The 20,306-nt window shown below is 47.8% G+C and carries 19 protein-coding genes; 15 read left to right on the top strand and 4 right to left on the bottom strand.

Features of this window, described 5'->3' with window-relative positions; genetic code table 11:
- The first annotated feature begins 17 nt into the window (after nucleotides 1-17).
- The 5 genes from ACYVF1_RS23550 (at nucleotide 18) to ACYVF1_RS23530 (ending at nucleotide 7,225) form a co-directional block, all read left to right on the top strand.
- On the top strand, nucleotides 18-1,106 hold the full coding sequence (locus tag ACYVF1_RS23550) for a Gfo/Idh/MocA family protein (RefSeq protein ID WP_461083490.1): 1,089 nt from the start codon (nucleotides 18-20) through the stop codon (nucleotides 1,104-1,106).
- Nucleotides 1,103-2,194, top strand: coding sequence for a non-hydrolyzing UDP-N-acetylglucosamine 2-epimerase (gene wecB / locus ACYVF1_RS23545; RefSeq protein ID WP_461083488.1), 1,092 nt, complete (start codon nucleotides 1,103-1,105; stop codon nucleotides 2,192-2,194). The genes ACYVF1_RS23550 and wecB overlap by 4 nt, the downstream gene beginning before the upstream one ends.
- Nucleotides 2,195-2,227: 33 nt before the next feature.
- On the top strand, nucleotides 2,228-4,396 hold the full coding sequence (locus ACYVF1_RS23540; RefSeq protein ID WP_461083486.1) for a bi-domain-containing oxidoreductase: 2,169 nt from the start codon (nucleotides 2,228-2,230) through the stop codon (nucleotides 4,394-4,396).
- Nucleotides 4,397-4,556: 160 nt separating this feature from the next.
- On the top strand, nucleotides 4,557-6,026 hold the full coding sequence (locus tag ACYVF1_RS23535) for a heparinase II/III domain-containing protein (RefSeq protein ID WP_461083484.1): 1,470 nt from the start codon (nucleotides 4,557-4,559) through the stop codon (nucleotides 6,024-6,026).
- The gene (locus ACYVF1_RS23530; RefSeq protein WP_461083482.1) at nucleotides 6,023-7,225 is read left to right on the top strand and encodes a glycosyltransferase family 4 protein; all 1,203 of its coding nucleotides are present in this window, start codon (nucleotides 6,023-6,025) and stop codon (nucleotides 7,223-7,225) included. Before ACYVF1_RS23535 ends, ACYVF1_RS23530 begins: the two co-directional genes overlap by 4 nt.
- 68 nt (nucleotides 7,226-7,293) lie before the next feature.
- On the opposite strand, the gene ACYVF1_RS23525 is transcribed toward ACYVF1_RS23530, so the two are convergent.
- A complete protein-coding gene (locus tag ACYVF1_RS23525; protein ID WP_461083480.1) occupies nucleotides 7,294-7,776 on the bottom strand; it encodes a thioredoxin family protein in 483 nt (160 codons plus the stop codon).
- 181 nt (nucleotides 7,777-7,957) lie between these two features.
- On the opposite strand from ACYVF1_RS23525, the gene yihA reads away from it, so the two are divergent.
- A complete protein-coding gene (gene yihA, locus ACYVF1_RS23520; protein WP_461083478.1) occupies nucleotides 7,958-8,596 on the top strand; it encodes a ribosome biogenesis GTP-binding protein YihA/YsxC in 639 nt (212 codons plus the stop codon).
- Between the two features lie 107 nt (nucleotides 8,597-8,703).
- Entirely contained in the window at nucleotides 8,704-9,213 is a 510-nt protein-coding gene (locus tag ACYVF1_RS23515; RefSeq protein ID WP_461083476.1) for a DUF5606 family protein, read from the top strand.
- A gap of 122 nt (nucleotides 9,214-9,335) precedes the next feature.
- Here the strand turns inward: ACYVF1_RS23515 and ACYVF1_RS23510 are convergent, their stop codons facing one another.
- Nucleotides 9,336-10,211 carry a transglutaminase-like domain-containing protein gene (locus ACYVF1_RS23510; RefSeq protein ID WP_461083474.1) on the bottom strand — a complete coding sequence of 292 codons (876 nt, stop codon included), beginning with the start codon at nucleotides 10,209-10,211 and terminating at the stop codon, nucleotides 9,336-9,338.
- A 130-nt stretch (nucleotides 10,212-10,341) separates the two neighbouring features.
- Here ACYVF1_RS23510 and galE point away from each other — a divergent pair, with 130 nt between their 5' ends.
- The 5 genes from galE to ACYVF1_RS23485 all read left to right on the top strand — a co-directional run bounded on the left by galE (nucleotide 10,342) and on the right by ACYVF1_RS23485 (nucleotide 15,903).
- Nucleotides 10,342-11,391 (top strand): UDP-glucose 4-epimerase GalE, encoded by a 1,050-nt coding sequence (galE, locus tag ACYVF1_RS23505; RefSeq protein ID WP_461083472.1) that lies wholly within the window; start codon nucleotides 10,342-10,344, stop codon nucleotides 11,389-11,391.
- Between the two features lie 70 nt (nucleotides 11,392-11,461).
- Nucleotides 11,462-12,514: a dTDP-glucose 4,6-dehydratase gene (rfbB, locus tag ACYVF1_RS23500; protein WP_461083470.1), complete on the top strand. Its 1,053-nt coding sequence runs from the start codon at nucleotides 11,462-11,464 to the stop codon at nucleotides 12,512-12,514.
- A 108-nt stretch (nucleotides 12,515-12,622) separates the two neighbouring features.
- Complete coding sequence (rfbA, locus tag ACYVF1_RS23495; RefSeq protein ID WP_461083468.1) at nucleotides 12,623-13,483, top strand: glucose-1-phosphate thymidylyltransferase RfbA; 861 nt, start codon at nucleotides 12,623-12,625, stop codon at nucleotides 13,481-13,483.
- Nucleotides 13,484-13,646: 163 nt separating this feature from the next.
- Nucleotides 13,647-14,858 carry a parallel beta-helix domain-containing protein gene (locus tag ACYVF1_RS23490; RefSeq protein ID WP_461083466.1) on the top strand — a complete coding sequence of 404 codons (1,212 nt, stop codon included), beginning with the start codon at nucleotides 13,647-13,649 and terminating at the stop codon, nucleotides 14,856-14,858.
- 4 nt (nucleotides 14,859-14,862) lie between these two features.
- Nucleotides 14,863-15,903 carry an SO2930 family diheme c-type cytochrome gene (locus ACYVF1_RS23485; RefSeq protein WP_461083464.1) on the top strand — a complete coding sequence of 347 codons (1,041 nt, stop codon included), beginning with the start codon at nucleotides 14,863-14,865 and terminating at the stop codon, nucleotides 15,901-15,903.
- A 98-nt stretch (nucleotides 15,904-16,001) separates the two neighbouring features.
- On the opposite strand, the gene recA is transcribed toward ACYVF1_RS23485, so the two are convergent.
- Both recA and ACYVF1_RS23475 read right to left on the bottom strand, forming a co-directional pair.
- On the bottom strand, nucleotides 16,002-17,096 hold the full coding sequence (gene recA, locus ACYVF1_RS23480; protein ID WP_461083462.1) for a recombinase RecA: 1,095 nt from the start codon (nucleotides 17,094-17,096) through the stop codon (nucleotides 16,002-16,004).
- Nucleotides 17,097-17,271: 175 nt separating this feature from the next.
- Nucleotides 17,272-17,769: a hypothetical protein gene (locus ACYVF1_RS23475; protein WP_461083460.1), complete on the bottom strand. Its 498-nt coding sequence runs from the start codon at nucleotides 17,767-17,769 to the stop codon at nucleotides 17,272-17,274.
- Between the two features lie 254 nt (nucleotides 17,770-18,023).
- On the opposite strand from ACYVF1_RS23475, the gene eno reads away from it, so the two are divergent.
- The 3 genes from eno (at nucleotide 18,024) to ACYVF1_RS23460 (ending at nucleotide 20,258) form a co-directional block, all read left to right on the top strand.
- A complete protein-coding gene (gene eno / locus ACYVF1_RS23470) occupies nucleotides 18,024-19,304 on the top strand; it encodes a phosphopyruvate hydratase (protein WP_461083458.1) in 1,281 nt (426 codons plus the stop codon).
- A 45-nt stretch (nucleotides 19,305-19,349) separates the two neighbouring features.
- Nucleotides 19,350-19,661 carry a septum formation initiator family protein gene (locus ACYVF1_RS23465; protein WP_461083456.1) on the top strand — a complete coding sequence of 104 codons (312 nt, stop codon included), beginning with the start codon at nucleotides 19,350-19,352 and terminating at the stop codon, nucleotides 19,659-19,661.
- 81 nt (nucleotides 19,662-19,742) lie between these two features.
- Nucleotides 19,743-20,258, top strand: a complete 516-nt coding sequence (locus ACYVF1_RS23460; RefSeq protein WP_461083454.1) for a low molecular weight protein-tyrosine-phosphatase — start codon at nucleotides 19,743-19,745, stop codon at nucleotides 20,256-20,258.
- The last annotated feature ends 48 nt before the right edge of the window (nucleotides 20,259-20,306 follow it).

Genomic DNA, 20,306 nt, shown 5'->3' with positions numbered 1-20,306 from the left:
GAGCGATTACTAAAGTCATGGCTCGCTCACGGTTGCAGGTGTGGGCGACACCAATTAGTCGATATGGACAAGCGGGTGTCGGGCTGATTGGCTGCGGACAATTTGCGTTTAGTACAGTCTGTTTTTTCCTGAAAAAACAAGGTAGTACTACGTTCCTGGCTGTCTTCGACCCACTCATTGAACAAGCGCAGTCACTAGCTCACTATTACGGTTTTCGAGAAATCGCGCCCTCGCCTGACGCGCTGCTGGATCACCCTGAACTAGCCGTTTTATATGTCACCTCTAATCATGCCTCGCACACTCCCTACGCCATTGCGGGGCTAAAACGTAACAAAACCGTTTATATCGAGAAACCGATTTCAGTCAGTCGGGAACAACTGTTACAACTGAAGCGGGCCATCGATCAATCAACGGGCAAGGCATTTGCTGGGTATAACCGACCATATGCTGAGGCCATCCAACAGTTACGACACTACGTAGCAGATTCTTCGCAGGCAGGTTCATTCAGTCTTTGTTACGTCATCAATGGTCATTTAATCCCATCCGATCATTGGTATCGCCACCCCAACGAAGGTACACGTATTTGTGGCAACCTTAGCCATTGGATTGACCTCACCATTCACATACTGGCCTGGCGCAGCTTACCCGAATGGATTGATATTCAACTAGCTTGGGCAAATCCAATTGAGCCCGACGACAACCTGAACGTAACATTAACCACCGACCAGCACGATCTCATTTCTATTCAGTTAACATCCCGTTCAGAGCCTTTCGAGGGTATCCGCGAATTTATCAACGTACAGTACAATGATGTTATCGCCCAGATTAATGATTTCCGACAAATGACTGTCTGGCAGGGGACACACCGAAAAACCTGGCGCTTTTCGCCTAAAGATGTCGGACACGAACGAGCGATTATGCAACCCTTCTGCCAGCCGAACCGGGCTTGGGCGGAAGTAGAGCTGTCTACCCTATTGACGTTATTTATTCGCGACAAAATACGTTACCGTCAATCGACTGCCCGCTTCTGGATTCGGCAGGAGATAGCCAATTTAATAGCTGATAGTCAGCGGAATATTCCATCTCTTTCCATTAGTAACCTATGAAGATCCTGAACGTAGTGGGAGCGCGGCCAAACTTCATAAAAATAGCTCCTCTCCACCGTGCTTTCGGGAAATTCCCCGATATCGACTCGAAAATTGTGCATACGGGCCAGCATTACGACGCAACCATGAGCGGCATTTTCTTCGCCCAGCTCGACCTGCCGAAGCCGGATTTCTACCTCGATGTAGTAAACGGTTCGCAAACCCGGCAGATGGCCGACATTATGTTCAAATTTGAGCAAGTGCTGGCTAACGAAAAGCCTGATTGGGTGCTAGTTGTTGGCGACGTAACGAGTACGCTGGCGTGTGCGCTGGTAGCCGTCCGAGTGGGTGTTCGGGTAGCCCACGTAGAGGCTGGTCTGCGCTCCGGAGATCGACAAATGCCCGAAGAAATTAATCGAATACTGACTGATAACCTGTCAGATTTATTACTCGTGACCGAGCCGGCCGGCCGGACAAATTTGCTACGTGAAGGGGTTTCGGCGGAGCGTATTCATCTGGTTGGCAACGTAATGATTGACGCGCTGGTGCAGCACCATCCTAGCGTATCGGCTTTACATATTGCCAATACGCTAGGATTGGCCGAACGTTCGTATGCGTTCATGACCATACACCGGCCTGCCAACGTCGATACAGTGGTGAGTCTCCAGCGGCTTATTACTATCATCGCAACGGTGGCTCAGCAGCTACCAGTCGTATTGCCGCTACACCCACGAACGCATGCAAATCTGGTCAATTTCAATCTGTTACCTCAGCTTATTTCTATCCCAAATACCTATTTTTTAAAGCCACAGGGGTATCTGGAAAGCCTGAATCTGATGGAGCAAGCCGCAATTGTCCTTACTGATTCAGGCGGTATTCAAGAGGAAACAACGTACCTGAACATTCCCTGCCTTACTCTCCGCAACTCAACCGAACGACCGATCACTATTGAACTGGGTACGAATCAGTTGGTACCAGAATTAAACCCAGAACTGGTAGCCGATAAAGTTGCTCAGGTGCTGAATAATCAGCCCAGACAAAGAGTATCTATTCCGCTTTGGGATGGGCACGCGTCCGAACGTATCGCCGACATTATTCGAGCCTGTTAGCCCACCGTAGCGTAACCACCTCAATAACGTAGTATGAAACAACTTATCCAGCATCTTAAAACCGGTGAAACCCGACTCGAAGATGTGCCAGTGCCACAGGTAGGCCGAGGGCAGGTGCTTATCCAGACGCGCCGGTCGCTGGTATCGCTCGGAACGGAACGAATGCTGGTGGCATTTGGCAAAGCGAGCCTGCTGGCGAAAGCTCGTCAGCAGCCCGACCGGGTCAAGCAGGTACTCGAAAAAATGCAGTCGGATGGGTTGCGTCCAACAATAGAAGCTGTTTTTCGGAAACTTGATCAACCGTTGCCGCTAGGCTACTGCAATGTCGGCACAGTGATGGCTGTGGGCGAAGGCATCAATGACTTACGTACCGGCGACCGGGTGGCCTCCAACGGTCCCCATGCCGAAGTTGTTTGTGTGCCCCGAAATTTAGTGGTTCCAGTGCCTGACAATCTGAGTGATGATGAAGCCGCTTTCACGGTTATTGGAGCGATTGCCCTACAAAGCATTCGGCTCATAAACCCGACGTTGGGCGAAACGATTGTCGTTATTGGTCTGGGACTCATTGGTATACTGACCGCCGATTTACTACGTATCAACGGATGCCGGGTTATTGGCGTGGACATTGACTCGGTCAAATGCAAACTTGCCGAACAACGTGGCATAACGTCTGTAAACCCAACTATGGATATAGACGTAGTGAGACGTATCGAGCTATTAACCAATGGCATAGGTATTGATGGCGTTATCATTACGGCATCGACCCAAACTGATGAACTGATATCCCAGGCCGCTCAGATGAGCCGGAAACGAGGACGTATTGTTCTGGTTGGAGTTGTTGGACTCAATTTGAAGCGTGACGATTTTTATAAAAAAGAACTGACGTTTCAGGTATCCTGCTCGTATGGCCCCGGTCGGTATGACGATACGTATGAGCAGCAAGGTCAGGATTACCCGCTGCCATACGTGCGCTGGACCGAAAACCGTAATTTCCAGACAATTATTCAGTTATTAGCAGATCGCCACCTCGATGTTGAATCGCTTATTACGTCGCGTATTCCTCTGGCTGAATTCGGAAAAATATACAACCATCTGAACGCATCGAATCAAATTGCGTCGCTACTCTGCTATCCGGAAAAACCTGATGTAAAGACTATTGTCCAGCTTTTCGACCCACCGCCACAACTCGGTTTTGCTACTGTTGGCCTGATTGGAGCTGGCAATTTCACGCAGACGGTTCTATTACCGGCGCTGAAAAAAACAGGTGCTACGTTGAAAACAATCGCCAGCGCAAAAGGTCTGAATGCTACGTTACTCGCCAGAAAATATGGAATCCATCAAAGTACGTCCGACTACCGACGTATCATTAACGACCCCAAAATCGATCTGTGCATTATTACAACCCGACACAACAGCCATGCTCAACTGGCCATCGAAGCGTTGCGGGCGGGTAAGCACGTTTTTGTGGAGAAACCCCTCACGATTTACACGCATGAACTCGCAGATCTGATTCAAACGCACCAATCGGCCCAAAAAACGGTAATGGTCGGTTTTAACCGTCGGTTTTCGCCTTATATACAGAAAATGAAAAGTCTTCTGGGTGGATACTCCTCTGATAAACTGCCCATTAACGTAGTAATCACTGTAAATGCAGGCGCCATTCCAGCCGATAACTGGGTGCATGACCGGGCTATAGGTGGAGGGCGTATTTTAGGAGAAGCCTGTCATTTTGTCGACCTGATTACGTTTCTGACGGGATGTTGCGTTGCCCGTGTGTGTATGAATGCCATGGGCCAGCATCCCACCGAAACCACCGATTCAGCGTCGATGCTGTTACAGTACGAAAATGGCTCCACAGGTGTTATAAACTACTTCAGTAATGGCAGCAAAGCCTACGCGAAAGAGCGAATAGAGGTGTTTTCGCAGGAACGGACGCTGGTGCTGGACAATTTCCGGCAGTTGAACGGCTACGGTTTTCGTCATTTTTCGCGAATGTCAGGGCGTCAGGAGAAGGGACATACTGAATTAATAAGGCAATTCATTCGGCAAATTCAGCTAGGTGGCGAGCCGCTGATCCCTTTCGCCGAACTTATCAATACGACTCAAACTACACTGGCCGCTTTGCAAAGTATGCGCGAAACCAGATGGGTGAACGTAGCAACAGTTGGGTTGACTCCTCCACTAATCTCAACTCAACGATGAACAATCCAGGCCTGTTGTGGCGTACCGTAAAACACCTCACCTTTCGGCAAATTCTATTTCAAGTCATACATCGACTTCAGCTAAAACCGCGGCTAAAACGGCCCCGATCAATTCCACCAGCCTATTTTCTCCTGATTCTTGAATCCGACAAACCTGTATCGTGGACAATCAAACCTTTACGTTCCTGAATCAATCGGTTGATTTTGAAGATTCTATAGACTGGAATTATTCCCATTACGGCAAACTCTGGACGTATCACCTCAATTATTTTGATTACCTGAATCAACCCAACGTAGCGCCAAAAGAGGGCCTAGCCCTGATACGTGATTTTATAGCTCAAACGAACGTATTACGCGATGGCCTCGAATCCTATCCGACCTCACTACGTATCATTAACTGGGTGCAATTCCTGAGCCGACATCGCATTCAGGATGAAGCGATTAACGCTCATCTATACGCACAGGCAACCTTACTCCGCCAGCGACCCGAATATCATTTGATGGGAAATCACCTCCTCGAAAATGGTTTCGCACTCTTGGCTGCGTCACTTTATTTTCGGCAGACCAACTGGCATAATTACGCTGGTAAACTCCTTAAAAAAGAGCTATCAAGCCAGATTTTGCCGGATGGAAGCCATAACGAACGTAGCGTAACGTATCACCAACTGTTGCTGGACCAGCTACTCAACGTCTGGGCGATGGTTCACAACAATACCTGGCAACCTGATAAGTTGCTTAGTGAATTTCTCTCAGAAAAAGCGAACCAGATGCTGACCTGGCTCAATAGCGTTACGTTTCGCAACGGCGATGTACCGATGGTTAATGATGCTACGTTCGGCATGGCGCCAACAACAGCACAAATACGTCGGAAAGCTACACAGCTCAATCTGCCCGATATAACCAGCCTGATTAAGCCAGTTGATAAATCAGGCAACGTAGCATCCGAAAATAATACAGACCGTAATGATAGCGGCTATCGCATGTTCCGTCGGCCAACTTATGAGCTGTTTATTGATGTGGGGGCAGTTGGTCCTGACCATCAGCCGGGGCACGCTCATGCCGATACGTTCTCGTTTATCCTCTACGTTCACAGCCAACCGGTGCTAGTCGATCCCGGCATATCGACGTATCAAATTGGCGCTACCCGGGATTGGGAACGTAGCACTATGGCTCACAATACAGTCAGTATCAATACGCTAAATTCATCTGAAGTTTGGGCTGGTTTTCGGGTTGGTCGGCGGGCGCGCGTCAACGTATTGCTGGATACTCCTACTTTTCTGGTAGCCTATCACGATGGTTATCAGTCATTAGGAATTCTACATGAACGAAGCTGGACTGTTGGCGATCATCAAATAAGAATCGTAGACCGGTTACTGGACAGGAATAATGAAGTGGCTCATACGCAGTCAGGAATTGCCCGTTTTCATGCCCATCCTTCCCTTTCCATCCAAATAGGCGGTAACAAAGCACGAATTGGTTCAGCAAAAATTTCTTTTAACCCTGTCACCAAATCAGATTTTCGCGTCATAGAGTATGACATGGCGCAGGGTTTCAATCAAAGGCAACCAGCTCAATGCCTTGAAGTTGCATTTAAAGGGCAGTTGGAAACCGTGCTAGTTATTTCTGAATGAGAATTCTTTACCTAACTTTTTATTTTGAACCCGACATTGGCCCCGGCCCGTTCCGCAACACGGCATTGGTTCACGAACTGGCTCGGCAGCTATCTTCTGATGATTCGATTCATGTCATCACGACGTTTCCGAACCGATATAGTTCGTACAAACCCAATGCTTTTGATCAGGAGATCCGTCAGGAACGAGGTTGCCCGATTACAATCAAACGAATTCGGATTTCAAGCCACAAAAGTGGTTTTTTAGACCAGATACGTTCATTTTACGGTTATTTCAGAGCTGTTTGCGAGCTAACTCGTCAGCAGTCATATGATTTAGTAGTGGCTTCATCTTCACGGCTGTTCACTGCATTTCTAGGCGCTAATTTGGCGAGACGGCGAGAAATTCCCCTATTTCTGGACATACGCGATGTTTTTCGTGAAGCCATTCTAGGCGTTATCAAAAACCCGCTGATTCGTTTACCCCTGAACCCACTTTTACGACTGGTCGAACGCTATACGTTCAACTCGGCCAACCACATTAATCTGGTTTCGGAGGGGTTTCGGTCTTATTTCCAATCATTTTCCAAGGCTACGTACAGCTACTATCCAAATGCAATTGATGATTTATTTCTGACACTACCAGCCAGTCATTCTGAGCCAGCAGAACCCTACAAACCAAAGACGTTGCTATATGCCGGTAACATTGGCGATGGACAAGGGCTGCATAACATTATCCCAGAGGCCGCACGGCAATTAGGAACAGCGTATCAATTCGTCGTGATTGGCGATGGAGGTGCGCGACAAAAGCTGGAGGAAGCCATTCAAAAAGAACGACTTACGAACGTCCACATTCGTCAGCCTACCAGCCGCCAACTACTGCTGGCTGAATACCAAAAGGCTGATTATCTGTTTGTGCATCTGAATAATCTGGAAACCTGCAAACGGGTCTTGCCGTCGAAACTATTTGAGTACGGAGCAACTGACAAACCCATTCTGGCAGGGGTAACGGGCTACGCAGCTTCGTTTGTGAATCAGCACATTCCCAATAGTCTGCTGTTCAAACCGGGCGACGTAGCATCGTTGGTTGGCCAACTACGCAGCACGCCCTATCGCACCGAATTTCGTCCGGAGTTTATTCGAAGATTTCAACGACGCACCATCTGCGAGGCCATGGCGCAACTCATTCTTATTACACTGGAAAATGCGCAGAAAGCATAAAAAAAACCAGTGCCGATTTCTCAGAAATCGGCACTGGTTTATACGGTAATCAAGTTGTTGCTACGTGATTACATATTTGCTGATTTCACGCTTTTGCCAATGGCAATCAGATCTTCTGGCGATTGATAACCCAAAACTTTCTTCAAAACGCGGCCGTTACCGTCGATAAAAAGCAGCGTTGGATAGGCTTCAAGCGGATACACTTGCGACAGTGCGGGACCTTCACCTTTTTCCATGTCCATCTTTACGTTGATGAATTTTCCATTGTAAAAATCACCGACGGCTTTTTTCGTGAATACGTTTTTCTGCAACATTTTGCAGGGACCGCACCAACTGGCGTAAGCGTCCAGGAAAATAACTTTCTTTTCGGCTTTCGCTTTTTTCAAAATGTCGCGCCAGGCCGCTTCGGTAAACTGAATTCCTTCTTCGCTGGATTTAACGGTTGGTTTGTTGTCTCCGCCCCCGTGGATTCGGCCGGGAAGAGCAACCGCCAGCGTCGATGCTGTGTAAAACCCGAGCAGCACGGCCATCAGCCAAAATAATTTTTTCATAGTCGAACCGGCATTCCGGTAGTCTTTAGGTTTTTCGTGGTAATAACGTGTCAACTCCTTATTTTCGTTTCCTGCGCCTTCACTTGTTTGGCAGTAGGCTATCGAACTGAGTCACAAATTACAAATCATGTGCCATTCTGCATAATCTTTCCGAACTTTGTGCCCGCTTTAGTCGATAATCATGCCTGTTAAACAAGCTGAATTTCTGGTCAGCAACTCCGATCCGGCCAAGTGTCCTCCTCCCGACCGGCCCGAATACGCCTTCATTGGCCGTTCCAACGTAGGTAAATCGTCGCTTATAAACATGCTGACGGGCCGTACGTCGTTGGCGAAAACATCTGGCAAACCGGGCAAAACGCAGTTAGTCAATCACTTTCTGATTGATAATACTTGGTATCTGGTCGATTTACCCGGCTACGGCTATGCGCAGGTCAGCAAAACAGAGCGGGAGAAATTCGCAGCGCTCATTGATGGTTACCTGACGAGTCGCCCAAATTTGCTGTGTATTTTCGTATTAGTCGATTCGCGGATTCCTCCCCAAAAAATCGACCTCGATTTCATCACCAATCTTGGTGAACGAGGTTTGCCCTTTGTAATTGTTTTCACGAAATCTGAAAAACTCGGCTCCACGAAAATCGGGCAAACACTCGATACGTATCGTGCTAAATTGCTGGAAACCTGGGAAGAAGCTCCCCAATTTTTCGTTACGTCGGCAACTACGGCGGCCGGTCGCGAAGAGATTCTTTCGTTTATCCGACCGCTCAATGAGGACTACGTGAACGATCGTAAAAAAGAAAAAACGAAAGGCAAAAAGCTATAGTCAGGCCCTTTTTTAAGCAATTATTCATTCGCTTTTAACAGTTATTAAACCTTTAAAGAGGCAATACACCCACTCAAAACCACGTTACCTATTTACAAAGTCAGTTTATGGAAGCATTAAAACAGATTGCAAACGTTGCCGGTTACAGCGGCCTTTATCGAATTTTGAAACCCGGTCGGGCCGGTGTTATTGTCGAATCATTAGACGATAAAAAAGCCAAAACCATGATGGGCCCAACAGCCCGCGTATCGGTGCTGAACGACATTTCGATCTACGTAACCGACGACGATGAGCAGTCTATTCCGCTGAGCAACGTATTGACGTCAATTCTTGATAAATACGGTGATACGTTGCCGGTTAACCCAAAAAGCGAAAACAACGAGCTCGCCGATTTCATGGAAGCCGTTGTACCGAATTACGACGTAGAGCGGGTTCGTTCGAGCGACATTAAAAAACTAGTGAGCTGGTACAGCATACTACGTCAATATGCTCCCGATGTGTTCGACGTAGCGGCCGAAGAGCCTAAAACAGAAGAGGTTGCGGAAGCGGAACCGTCGGACGTAATAGAAGAGCCAGTTGCCGAAGCTCCTAAAAAACAGAAAACACAAAAAGCTTAAATCAGTTTGTTATAGTATAGATAGGCTATAACACGTAAAATTTTTCATTTTCAGTGAGGACAAAAAAGCCGCGATGACCCTTGGTTTCGCGGCTTTTTAGTGTTTTGTCCTTTCGACAAGCTCTACCGTTGCGTATAATCTGAAAGCGGTAAACCATCGCCGTCTTCCCGAATGGCGTTGAGAATTCTGTCTACCTCCTTCACCCGCTCCGTGTCGCCATTTTTTTCGAACGCAAGCATCAGATTACGTAGCACGCGCCGAACAATATCAGTGTTGGTGCAGGGCTGATAGAACGTATCTAAGCGCTTGATATTCAACTGATCGATGTACTGATCGATATCTTTGGTGGTGAAAATCAGGCCGCGATTGAATACGTTGATGTAGAACTGTACGCCACTATTGTTTTTGTAGGTAAGCACAAACAAATTCGGCAGATTGACACCATATACAGGCAGGTTCAACCGCCGGGCGATGAGCATATACAGTACACAAAGCGTAATCGGATTACCCCGGCGCGATTCGAGCACCTGATTAATCATCGAGTTGGCTGGCGAATGAAAATGCTTGGTATTCGGCGCAAATTTTAGCTTTGAAAAGAAAGCACTGTTCATTGCCTTCACCTGCTCATCCGGATGCATATCCGTTTTAAAATCGACCCAGACATCGTAAAACAACTGCTCTACGTCCTGCCGGAGCTTGGGCAGCGACAGGTCTGGGTATTGATACGTTGATACTATCCAGAGCCCTTCCAGCAAGTCCATTGCGCCCCCGTTTTTCCAGTCACGGATGCGTTCGAGTACGGCTTCGTATTGAAGATCGTGAATAATTTCTTCAATACGTTTTTGCAGAGATGGATTAAAGCTGCCTTCCCATTCCGACTCTAATAATGGGATCATTTGCCCGCCCATTTGACGGATTCGCTGTTCAACGTGTTCTACAACTTCCTTATCCTCGTCGTCTAAGAGCGAAATAAGTGCTCTCAATTCATTGTCATTCATATACTTGTCCCCCATGACGAGATAACCCCACAATAAAAACTGGTTGAAGATACCTCCTGAATATACTACTTTTGTGTGGTTTTACGAGTTGCTATGCTAAAGTAGCAACAAAATTTTCATAAAAAACGGTTTGACTTCCTCAGGCAATTCTTCCAAAATCGTAGTGACGGGTGGGGCTGGTTTTATTGGTTCTCACACAGTTGTCTCACTGATTAACGCTGGCTTTGAGCCAATTATCGTCGACGATTTCTCCAATTCAGAACGGTCAGTTCTTCAAGGCTTGAAAACTATTTTGGGCCGTGATGTAATGTGTTATGACATCGACTGCAACGATGTCGCAGCCATGGCCAATGTTTTCGAGCGCGAGAAACCCATTGGCGTTATTCACTTTGCGGCATTTAAAGCAGTTGGCGAATCGGTAGCCAAACCGCTAAAATACTACCGCAACAACCTCGATTCACTGCTGCTGCTGCTGGAGTTGATGCCGAAATACAACGTAGCAAATCTGGTATTTTCGTCGTCCTGTACGGTTTATGGGCAACCCGAACAGTTGCCCGTTACGGAAGAAACGCCACGGCTACCCGCACAGTCGCCTTATGGCAATACGAAAGCAATAGGCGAAGATATTATTCGCGATGCGGTGCAGGCACAAATTCCGGTCAAAGCACTGGCACTACGTTACTTCAACCCGATTGGAGCGCATCCATCTGCTGAGATTGGTGAACTTCCCCTCGGCGTTCCGGCCAATCTGGTTCCGTTCATTACGCAAACGGCCGCCGGTATTCGCCCTAGTCTTACGGTTTATGGTAATGATTACAACACGCCCGACGGTACGTGTATACGTGACTACATCGACGTAATGGATCTGGCCGACGCGCACGTAGAAGCGCTACGTAAGCTGAATGAGTCTGATGATACGTCCAGCTACGATGTGATCAACATTGGTACGGGCCGTGGCGAAACGGTGCTCAATGTCATCAATACGTTTGAGGAGGCTACGGGCGTAAAGGTGAACTATCAAATTGGCCCGCGTCGTCCCGGCGACGTAGAAAAGGTATATGCCGACGTAACGAAATCGAAGAACGTATTGGGCTGGACCGCACAGCGTAGTTTGGCGGAATCGTTACGCGACGCCTGGAAATGGCAGCAGAAAGTGAGCAATAAAGTTTCCGAATCTTAATGGTGTGTTGCCATACGTATTGGTACGCTTTTGGCATTCATGACTCGTATAAATTAATAACGTTCAAAAAATGAAACTTCTTATTACTGGCGGGGCTGGATTTATAGGATCACATGTTGTCCGGCTATTCGTCACCAAATATCCTGAATATCAGATTTATAATCTCGATGCGCTCACCTACGCCGGTAATCTGGCTAACCTGACCGACATCGAAAACTCTCCTAATTATACCTTTGTCAAAGGCGACATCACCGACGCGAAATTCCTGGAAGACATGTTCGCCGAAGTGGGTTTCGATGGCGTAATTCACCTGGCAGCTGAGTCGCACGTGGACCGGTCTATTACCGACCCTATGTCGTTCGTAATGACCAACGTAGTAGGCACGGTCAATCTGCTCAACACAGCTAAAAATAGCTGGGCTGGCGCATTCGAAGGCAAGCGGTTCTACCACGTATCGACCGACGAAGTATACGGTTCGCTGCACAATCCAGAAGAATTCTTCACCGAAGAAACCCATTACGACCCGCAATCGCCTTATTCGGCATCCAAAGCGGCATCGGATCACTTTGTACGGGCTTACGGCAATACGTATAAACTGCCGGTCGTGCTGTCGAACTGCTCAAACAACTACGGCCCGAATCACTTCCCCGAGAAGCTGATTCCGCTGATGATTCACAACATCCAGACGAACAAGCCATTGCCCGTCTACGGAAAAGGCGAAAATGTGCGCGACTGGCTGTTCGTGGTTGACCACGCCCGCGCCATTGATACGGTTTTCCACAAAGGAGAACTGGGCGAGACGTACAACATCGGCGGTTTTAACGAGTGGAAAAACATTGATCTCGTTCATTTGCTGTGCCAGATCATGGACCGGAAATTGGGCCGTGCTGAAGGTACATCAGCGAAACTCATTACATACGTAACCGACCGAGCAGGCCACGATCTTCGCTACGCGATCGACGCGAATAAAATTATGAAGGAACTCGGTTGGGAACCTTCGCTCCAGTTCGAGCAAGGTCTCGAAAAAACCGTCGACTGGTTCTTAGAAAATCAGCAGTGGCTCGACAACGTTACGTCGGGCGCTTACCAGAGTTATTACCAAGGAATGTACGCGAATAGATAAAGAAAGTTTTAAAGAGCGAAAGAATGAAAGAGTGAAAGAGCGAAAGCCGTCCGGCAGCTCAACTCCTCTTTCACTCTTTCACTCTTTCACTCTTTCACTCTTTAAATCATGAAAGGAATTATCCTTGCCGGGGGCTCCGGCACACGCCTTCACCCGCTCACGCTGGCGGTTTCAAAACAACTGATGCCGGTTTACGACAAGCCGATGATTTACTATCCGCTGTCGATTCTGATGCTGGCCGGCATTAGCGAGATTCTTATTATTTCGACTCCTCATGATTTACCGCATTTCGAGAAACTACTCGGTGATGGCGAGCGACTGGGTTGTAAATTCAGCTATGCCGTTCAGCCCAGCCCCGATGGACTCGCGCAGGCGTTTATCATCGGTGAAGAATTTATTGGCGACGATAAAGTTGCGCTCGTTTTAGGCGATAATATTTTCTACGGCTCCGGTTTATCGAAACTGCTCCAGGCGAATAATGATCCCGACGGTGGCGTTGTGTATGCCTATCAGGTACACGACCCCGAACGTTACGGCGTTGTTGAATTCGATGACGCTTTCAACGTATTGTCCATCGAGGAAAAGCCCGAAAAACCGAAGTCGAATTACGCTGTACCGGGATTGTATTTCTACGATAACGACGTAGTAGACATCGCTAAAAACATCAAACCATCGCCACGTGGTGAGCTTGAAATCACGGACGTAAACCGGGTTTATCTGGAGCGAGGCAAACTGAAAGTTGGCGTATTGGACCGGGGTACAGCCTGGCTCGATACCGGTACGTTCGAGTCGTTGATGCAGGCCGGTCAATTTGTACACGTCATTGAAGAACGGCAAGGGCTGAAAATCGGCTGCCCAGAAGAGATTGCCTACCGCATGAAGTTCATCGACGCCGATCAGTTGGCGACTATAGCTAAGCCATTGGTGAAGAGCGGATACGGTGCTTATTTGTTGAATTTGCTGAAATAACACGTAACGTGGCCGGGTAGGCATCCCAGCACTTTGTCCGCACAAGTAAAAGCCCCGGCTTATATAAAATAGGCCGGGGCTTTTTCATTCGTGACAAACAGCTAATACGTTTATTCCAAGGAGTTTCGTAAATTTACGTAGTGTGATTCTTCCCCTTATTCCTATGAAAGCCCTTTCCTTTCTAAGCCTAATTTTTCTACTAGCTCAGATAGCCTGGGCGCAGCCCGCTGTACAAAAACGCTATCAAACCCAGCTCATCATGGCCGAAAATGGCAGCACGATCGACTTGGATCAGGGGACGTTTACCTTCACAGGAAGCTTATCATTACAGGACAAAAAACGTATCGTGATACGTGGCAAAGGCATTGACAAAACCATTTTGAGCTTTAAAGGCCAGACCGACGGCGCCGAAGGACTGCGTGTTTCCAATGGTGAAGAAATTGTCATCGAAAATCTAACTGTTCAGGATTCAAAAGGTGATGGTATCAAAACGATGAACGTAAAAGGTATTACGTTCAGGAACGTGAAAGTGGAATGGACAGGACAACCTAAAGCCGAAAATGGCGGCTACGGACTCTATCCGGTGCAGTGCGATAACGTAGTGATTGACGGTTGTACGGCTATTGGCGCTTCCGATGCGGGCATTTATGTCGGTCAGTCACGCGGGATTGTGGTGAAGAATAGTAAGGCTTACCACAACGTAGCGGGCATCGAAATCGAGAATTCACGTAACGCTGATGTTTTCGATAACGAAGCTTACGAGAATACGGGCGGTATTCTGGTATTCGATCTGCCCGATTTAGCGCAAAAACAGGGCGGTAATGTGCGCGTTTTCAACAATTATGTACACGATAATAACTTTCCGAATTTCGCGCCTGCTGGAAATATTGTTGCCAGTGTATCCGATGGAACAGGTTTAATGATTCTGGCAGCGAACGGTGTAGAAGTATTTAACAACCGCTTTATCCGAAACCAGACTTTAGGAACAGGCATTATTAGTTACCTAATGACAGAACGACCTATCAACGACAAGGCGTATTATCCTTTTGCGACAGCAATTTCAATCCACGATAACGTCTACGAACGTAACGCGGGGCCGGTCAGCCAGCGCGGGCGGTACAACAAGATTTTTGATATGGTTTTGAAGCCGGGGCAGGACGTACCGCACATTATTTACGATGGTATTGCCGACCCTGCTACGTTAGATAAGACCGGCCAGCCTATGCCCGAGAAGCGAATCTGCATACGTAACAATAAAAATCAAAGTGTTGTCAATCTGGACGCTGGGCGAGGTTTTAAGAACGTCTCGTTTAACACGTCTACATTCGATTGTCAGTTAGAGCCGCTAAAAACGACGTCGTCAAATCCCCGCTGATTCAATGCGCATCTGGTTTTTTTGGGCTTCATTACTGGCGTTTGGCTGGATAATACTGGGAAGTTGGCAAACGGTTGCTATACCCGAAAAATTATCCGATTACGGCTTTTTTACCGGCTCAATTGCTGAACAGCAACCAACCGCTGGTGTAGTTCCCTATGCCCTCAATACGCCTTTGTTTTCAGACTATGCTGAAAAACTGCGCTTCATTAAATTGCCTGAAGGAAAATCAGTGGCCTACAATGATACGTCTGTCTTAAATTTCCCGGTTGGTTCGACGCTTATTAAAACGTTTTATTATCCCAACGATTTCCGGGACGTAACGAAAGGCCGTCGATTGATGGAAACGCGGTTATTAGTTCATCAGTCAGAAGGCTGGAAAGCGTTCGATTATGTTTGGAATGATGAACAGACAGACGCTTTTCTGGAAGTCGCGGGCGACACGAAAACAGTTCGTTACGTTGATGCAAATGGTAAAAATCGTCAGCATAACTACACCATTCCAAACCTGAATCAGTGCAAAGGCTGCCATAACCGCAATGAAGCGCTGGTTCCAATTGGTCCATCCATACGTCAACTCAACGGCGAGTTAACGTATAACGTAGCAGGCAAGCCAGAAAATCAGTTACTACATTGGCAGCAAGCGAAAATGCTTTCGGGTATGCCAGCGCTGGATAAATGTCCCAAAACACCCGTTTGGAACAAACCGGAAACGGGCTCATTAAACGATCGGGCGCGCGCCTGGCTCGATATCAATTGCGCCCATTGCCACAATCCAAATGGCCCAGCCATGACTTCCGGCCTAAACCTGAGCATTTCGGCCACGGATTTAACAGCGCTCGGTATTCAAAAAACACCCGTTGCCGCCGGACGAGGTTCAGGTGGTCGCCCATTCGATATTGTTCCCGGTAAGCCTGAAGAATCTATTCTAACGTATCGACTTGAATCGACGGATCCCGGCGAAATGATGCCTGAACTTGGGAGAAAAACGGTTCATAGCGAGAGCCTTGAATTGATTCGGGACTGGATAAAAGCGATGAAGTAGCGCGGTCGACTGTCCGCGCTACAAACCAAAAGCGGTGCCAGTTTTCACTAGCACCGCTTTTGATTAACATCTGCAACTTTCTAAATAAATCAGTTTAATTAATCATCGAGCAAGCCTTCATCGTCGGCATCGGTGCCTTCGAGAACGGGATCGAGCAGGGCGTTTTCGTCTTCGGCGATCTTCGCACGGATTTTGCCTTCTATCTCGCCCATTAACTCAGGATTATCGAGCAGCAATTCTTTAACAGCGTCACGACCCTGGGCTAAACGACTTGTGCCATACGAGAACCAGGAACCTGATTTTTTCACGATTTCCATCTCAACAGCTAAATCAAGCACCTCGCCAACTTTTGAGATACCCTGACCATACATGATGTCGAACTCAACGACTTTAAAGGGAGCCGCCAGTTTGTTTTTCACCACTTTCACTTTGGTCCGGTTACCTACTACGTTATCGGCACCTTCTTTAATCTGACCGATACGTCGGATATCCAAACGTACTGATGCATAGAATTTCAGCGCGTTACCACCGGTAGTCGTTTCGGGGTTACCGAACATCACACCGATTTTCTCCCGCAACTGGTTGATGAAAATGCAGCAGCAACCGGTTTTGTTGATCGTACCGGTCAGCTTACGTAACGCCTGCGACATAAGACGAGCTTGCAGACCCATTTTGCTTTCACCCATCTCACCTTCAATCTCAGCTTTAGGTACAAGGGCAGCTACGGAGTCAATTACGCAGATGTCGATAGCGCCGGAGCTGATCAGGTGTTCGGCAATTTCAAGAGCCTGTTCGCCATTGTCAGGCTGGGAGATAAGCAGATTTTTTGTATCAATACCAAGTTTCTCGGCATAAACACGATCGAAAGCGTGTTCGGCGTCGATGAAGGCTGCCAGACCGCCACTTTTCTGCGCTTCGGCGATGCAGTGCATCGTCAGCGTAGTTTTACCCGACGATTCAGGACCGTAGATTTCAACGACACGGCCCCGGGGCATACCGCCAATACCAAGGGCTAAATCCAAACCTAGTGAACCAGTTGATATAACCGGAACATCGACAACCTTGCTTTCGCTTAGGCGCATCACGGTGCCTTTACCGAATGCTTTGTCGAGTTTCTCGATGGTGGTTTGGAGGGCTTTTAATTTACTGTCATTAGCAGATGCTGTGGCTTGCGCCGTATCTGTTTTTGCCATGTTAGGATGGTTGTTTAAGCATATAAAATTACCCAAAAATGCCCGGATTACCAAACACTTCTAGAAAATAGTTGAGGGTTTTTGACGGTGATTTTTTACCAAAAAAATGGACAATCAAACCAATCGGCAATCTGCTCATTACTAGCTATTTACTTACAAAATTCAATCGTCCCGTCTACTGCACCGAATCAGGAACGGCTGGCTCCGGAATTGGTGTCGATTGAGAGGCAGGTGGAGAAGCCTGACCAGCCTGTGGCTGCCCAGGCTGATTGCCCGGATAAGCAGACGTATCACCATACGGACGAGCGGGCGGACCGATTATTTCGACGGCAGTGATGTAGTATTTCGTTTCACCGTTCCAGGGAAATCTAACGATTTTTTCTTCGTAGTGAAGCGTCACGCGCTGACCGGTTTTAACGGCGTCCGTAATTTGTTTTGCTACGTTCTCGTCCTTCACCGAAAAATCGAAATATTGGGGTGTCAGCGAACCGGTTTCGCCCGAAAAGCCGCCTACGTTCAGTACGCCCTCGTACGTTTTGAAAACAAAGCCCCGACGGCTGAATTTCGATACAGTTCCGGCCCGTTCGCCATCGCTGTAGCTCCAGCCCGTCAGCGCGTAAAGCACGCCAAAAACAATTAACAGAAACAATAGAAAATAGAGTAGTGCTCGCATGAGTATGGTTGGTTTAGTTGCGGCTTAGTGGCACGCAAATAGACAAATTTTTTTGAATACGTTCGTTTTCGGCAATAGGAAGACTTTAAATTAGTCCATTCGTCACGCTTTTAGAAACTCTCTTTTCGCATTCCTGTTCTAAAGTTTGCCCCCAATTTCGTTACTTTGCGCCCGATTGGCGCTTAACCTAAGCGCTTGGTTGTCAAACCTGATAAAACGAGCAATTCGTTGTTAACCCCTTCTTATTCTCAAAAATGAGTACCATTCAAAGCATTCATGCCCGACAGATTCTGGATTCGCGCGGCAACCCGACTGTAGAAGTAGACGTTCGTACCGAAACCGGCTTTCTTGGCCGCGCAGCCGTACCGTCAGGTGCATCGACCGGTACCCACGAAGCGGTTGAGCTCCGCGACGATGACAAAAAAGTGTATATGGGTAAAGGCGTCCTGAAAGCCGTATCCAACGTTAATGAACTGATTTATCCAGAACTGGTCGGTATTTCGGTTTTCGACCAGAGCATGATTGATAAAATTATGCTTGAACTGGATGGTACGTCGAATAAAGGCCGTCTGGGCGCTAATGCCATTTTGGGTGTTTCGCTGGCCGTTGCCAAAGCCGCTGCACAGGAAGCAGGTTTGCCGCTTTACCGCTACATCGGTGGTGTAAATGCCAATACGTTGCCCGTGCCGATGATGAACATCCTGAACGGTGGTTCGCACGCTGATAACTCGATTGATTTCCAGGAGTTCATGGTTATGCCGGCCAACGCGCCTAGTTTCTCGGAAGCGCTACGTATGGGTACCGAGATTTTCCATACGCTGAAGGGCGTTCTGAAGAAAATGGGTCTGGCTACCAACGTAGGTGATGAAGGCGGTTTTGCTCCAAACATCAAATCGAACGAGGAAGCCATCCAGACCATTATTCAAGCTATCGAGAAAGCAGGCTACCGTCCAGGCGAAGATGTTTGGATAGCGATGGATGCCGCTTCGTCAGAGTTCTATGATGCCGAAAGTGGAATGTATCACTTCAAAAAATCGACCGGCGACAAACTGTCTTCGAGTGAGATGGCAAATTACTGGAAAGAATGGGTTAATAAATACCCGATTCTGTCGATCGAAGATGGTATGGCCGAGGACGACTGGAGCGGCTGGAAAGAGCAAACAGACCTGCTGAAAGATAAGAAGACGCAACTTGTAGGCGATGATTTGTTCGTAACGAACGTAACGCGCCTTCAGGAAGGTATCGACAAAGGTATCGCCAACGCCATTCTTGTGAAGGTAAACCAAATCGGTTCGCTAACCGAAACGATTGATGCCGTGAATCTGGCACATCGCAATTCGTACAAAAGCGTAATGTCGCACCGCTCGGGCGAAACCGAAGATGCTACGATCGCCGACCTTGCGGTTGCGTTGAACACCGGCCAAATTAAAACCGGTTCGGCGTCGCGTTCTGACCGGATGGCAAAATACAACCAGTTGCTACGTATCGAAGAGGAACTGGGTGAGGCTGCTTATTTCCCAGGCGTGAAGTTTTAATGCAGGAGGGCGGGGGTAGAATCTCCGCCCCCTGTCCCCTGCCCCATGCTGCAAAAACTGCTTCGTTACTGTCGGAATTTTTACGTGGCTTCGGGCCTGAGCCTGTTGGCCTGGATGACTTTTTTTGACGCCAACGATCTACCGACGCAAGCGCGAAACTGGTGGAAGTTACGTAAACTGGAAAGTGACATCCGGTTTTATAAAGATCAGATTCAGTTAATACAGAAAGAACGGCGGGAAGTATTCGGCAACGCGCGTCTTCGGGAAAAATTCGCCAGAGAGAAATACCTAATGAAAAAAGCCGACGAAGACGTATTTGTGATTGTCGATGAAAACAACGAGCCACTGGAGAAGTAGCGTGGGGCAGAAGGTTAAAGGCAGAGGGTAAAACTCCGGCCAAACTTTCTGCCTTCTGCCCTTCCCCATGCTCTCTGTATTATGCTACGTATTCTCTTCGTTTGTTTAGGAAATATTTGCCGGTCGCCGGTCGCGGAGGGTGTTTTTCAGCAGTTAATAGCTGAAGCGGGATTGGAAGATCAAATTCAGTGCGATTCGGCAGGTACGTCATCGTATCACATCGGGCAGCTTCCTGATCATCGCACGCGAGCGAATGCGCTTGAACATGGGCTAACGCTCACACATCGTGCTAGACGCGTTACGGGCGAAGACATCGCGCAGTTCGATTATTTCGTGGCTATGGATGAAAAAAATCTGGAGGCCATCGAAAAACTGAACTACCGAAGTACAGGATTATATACAAACGACACGATTTTTCTGCTACGTGAGTTCGACCCGGACATCAACGACCAACCCGACGTACCAGACCCCTATTACGAAGGCCCCGACGTATTCGAAGAAGTCTATCAGATTTCGCTACGTTGCTGCCGGCAATTGCTAACCTATTTAGTTGAACAAAACTTTAAAGAGCGAAAGAATGAAAGAGCGAAAGAGTGACTGCCACAGTCGGAGAAAGTTATCTCATAAGCAGTCATTCTTTCATTC

This window comes from Spirosoma flavus (assembly GCF_054778555.1).
This window is presented reverse-complemented; position numbering and strand designations above follow the sequence as displayed.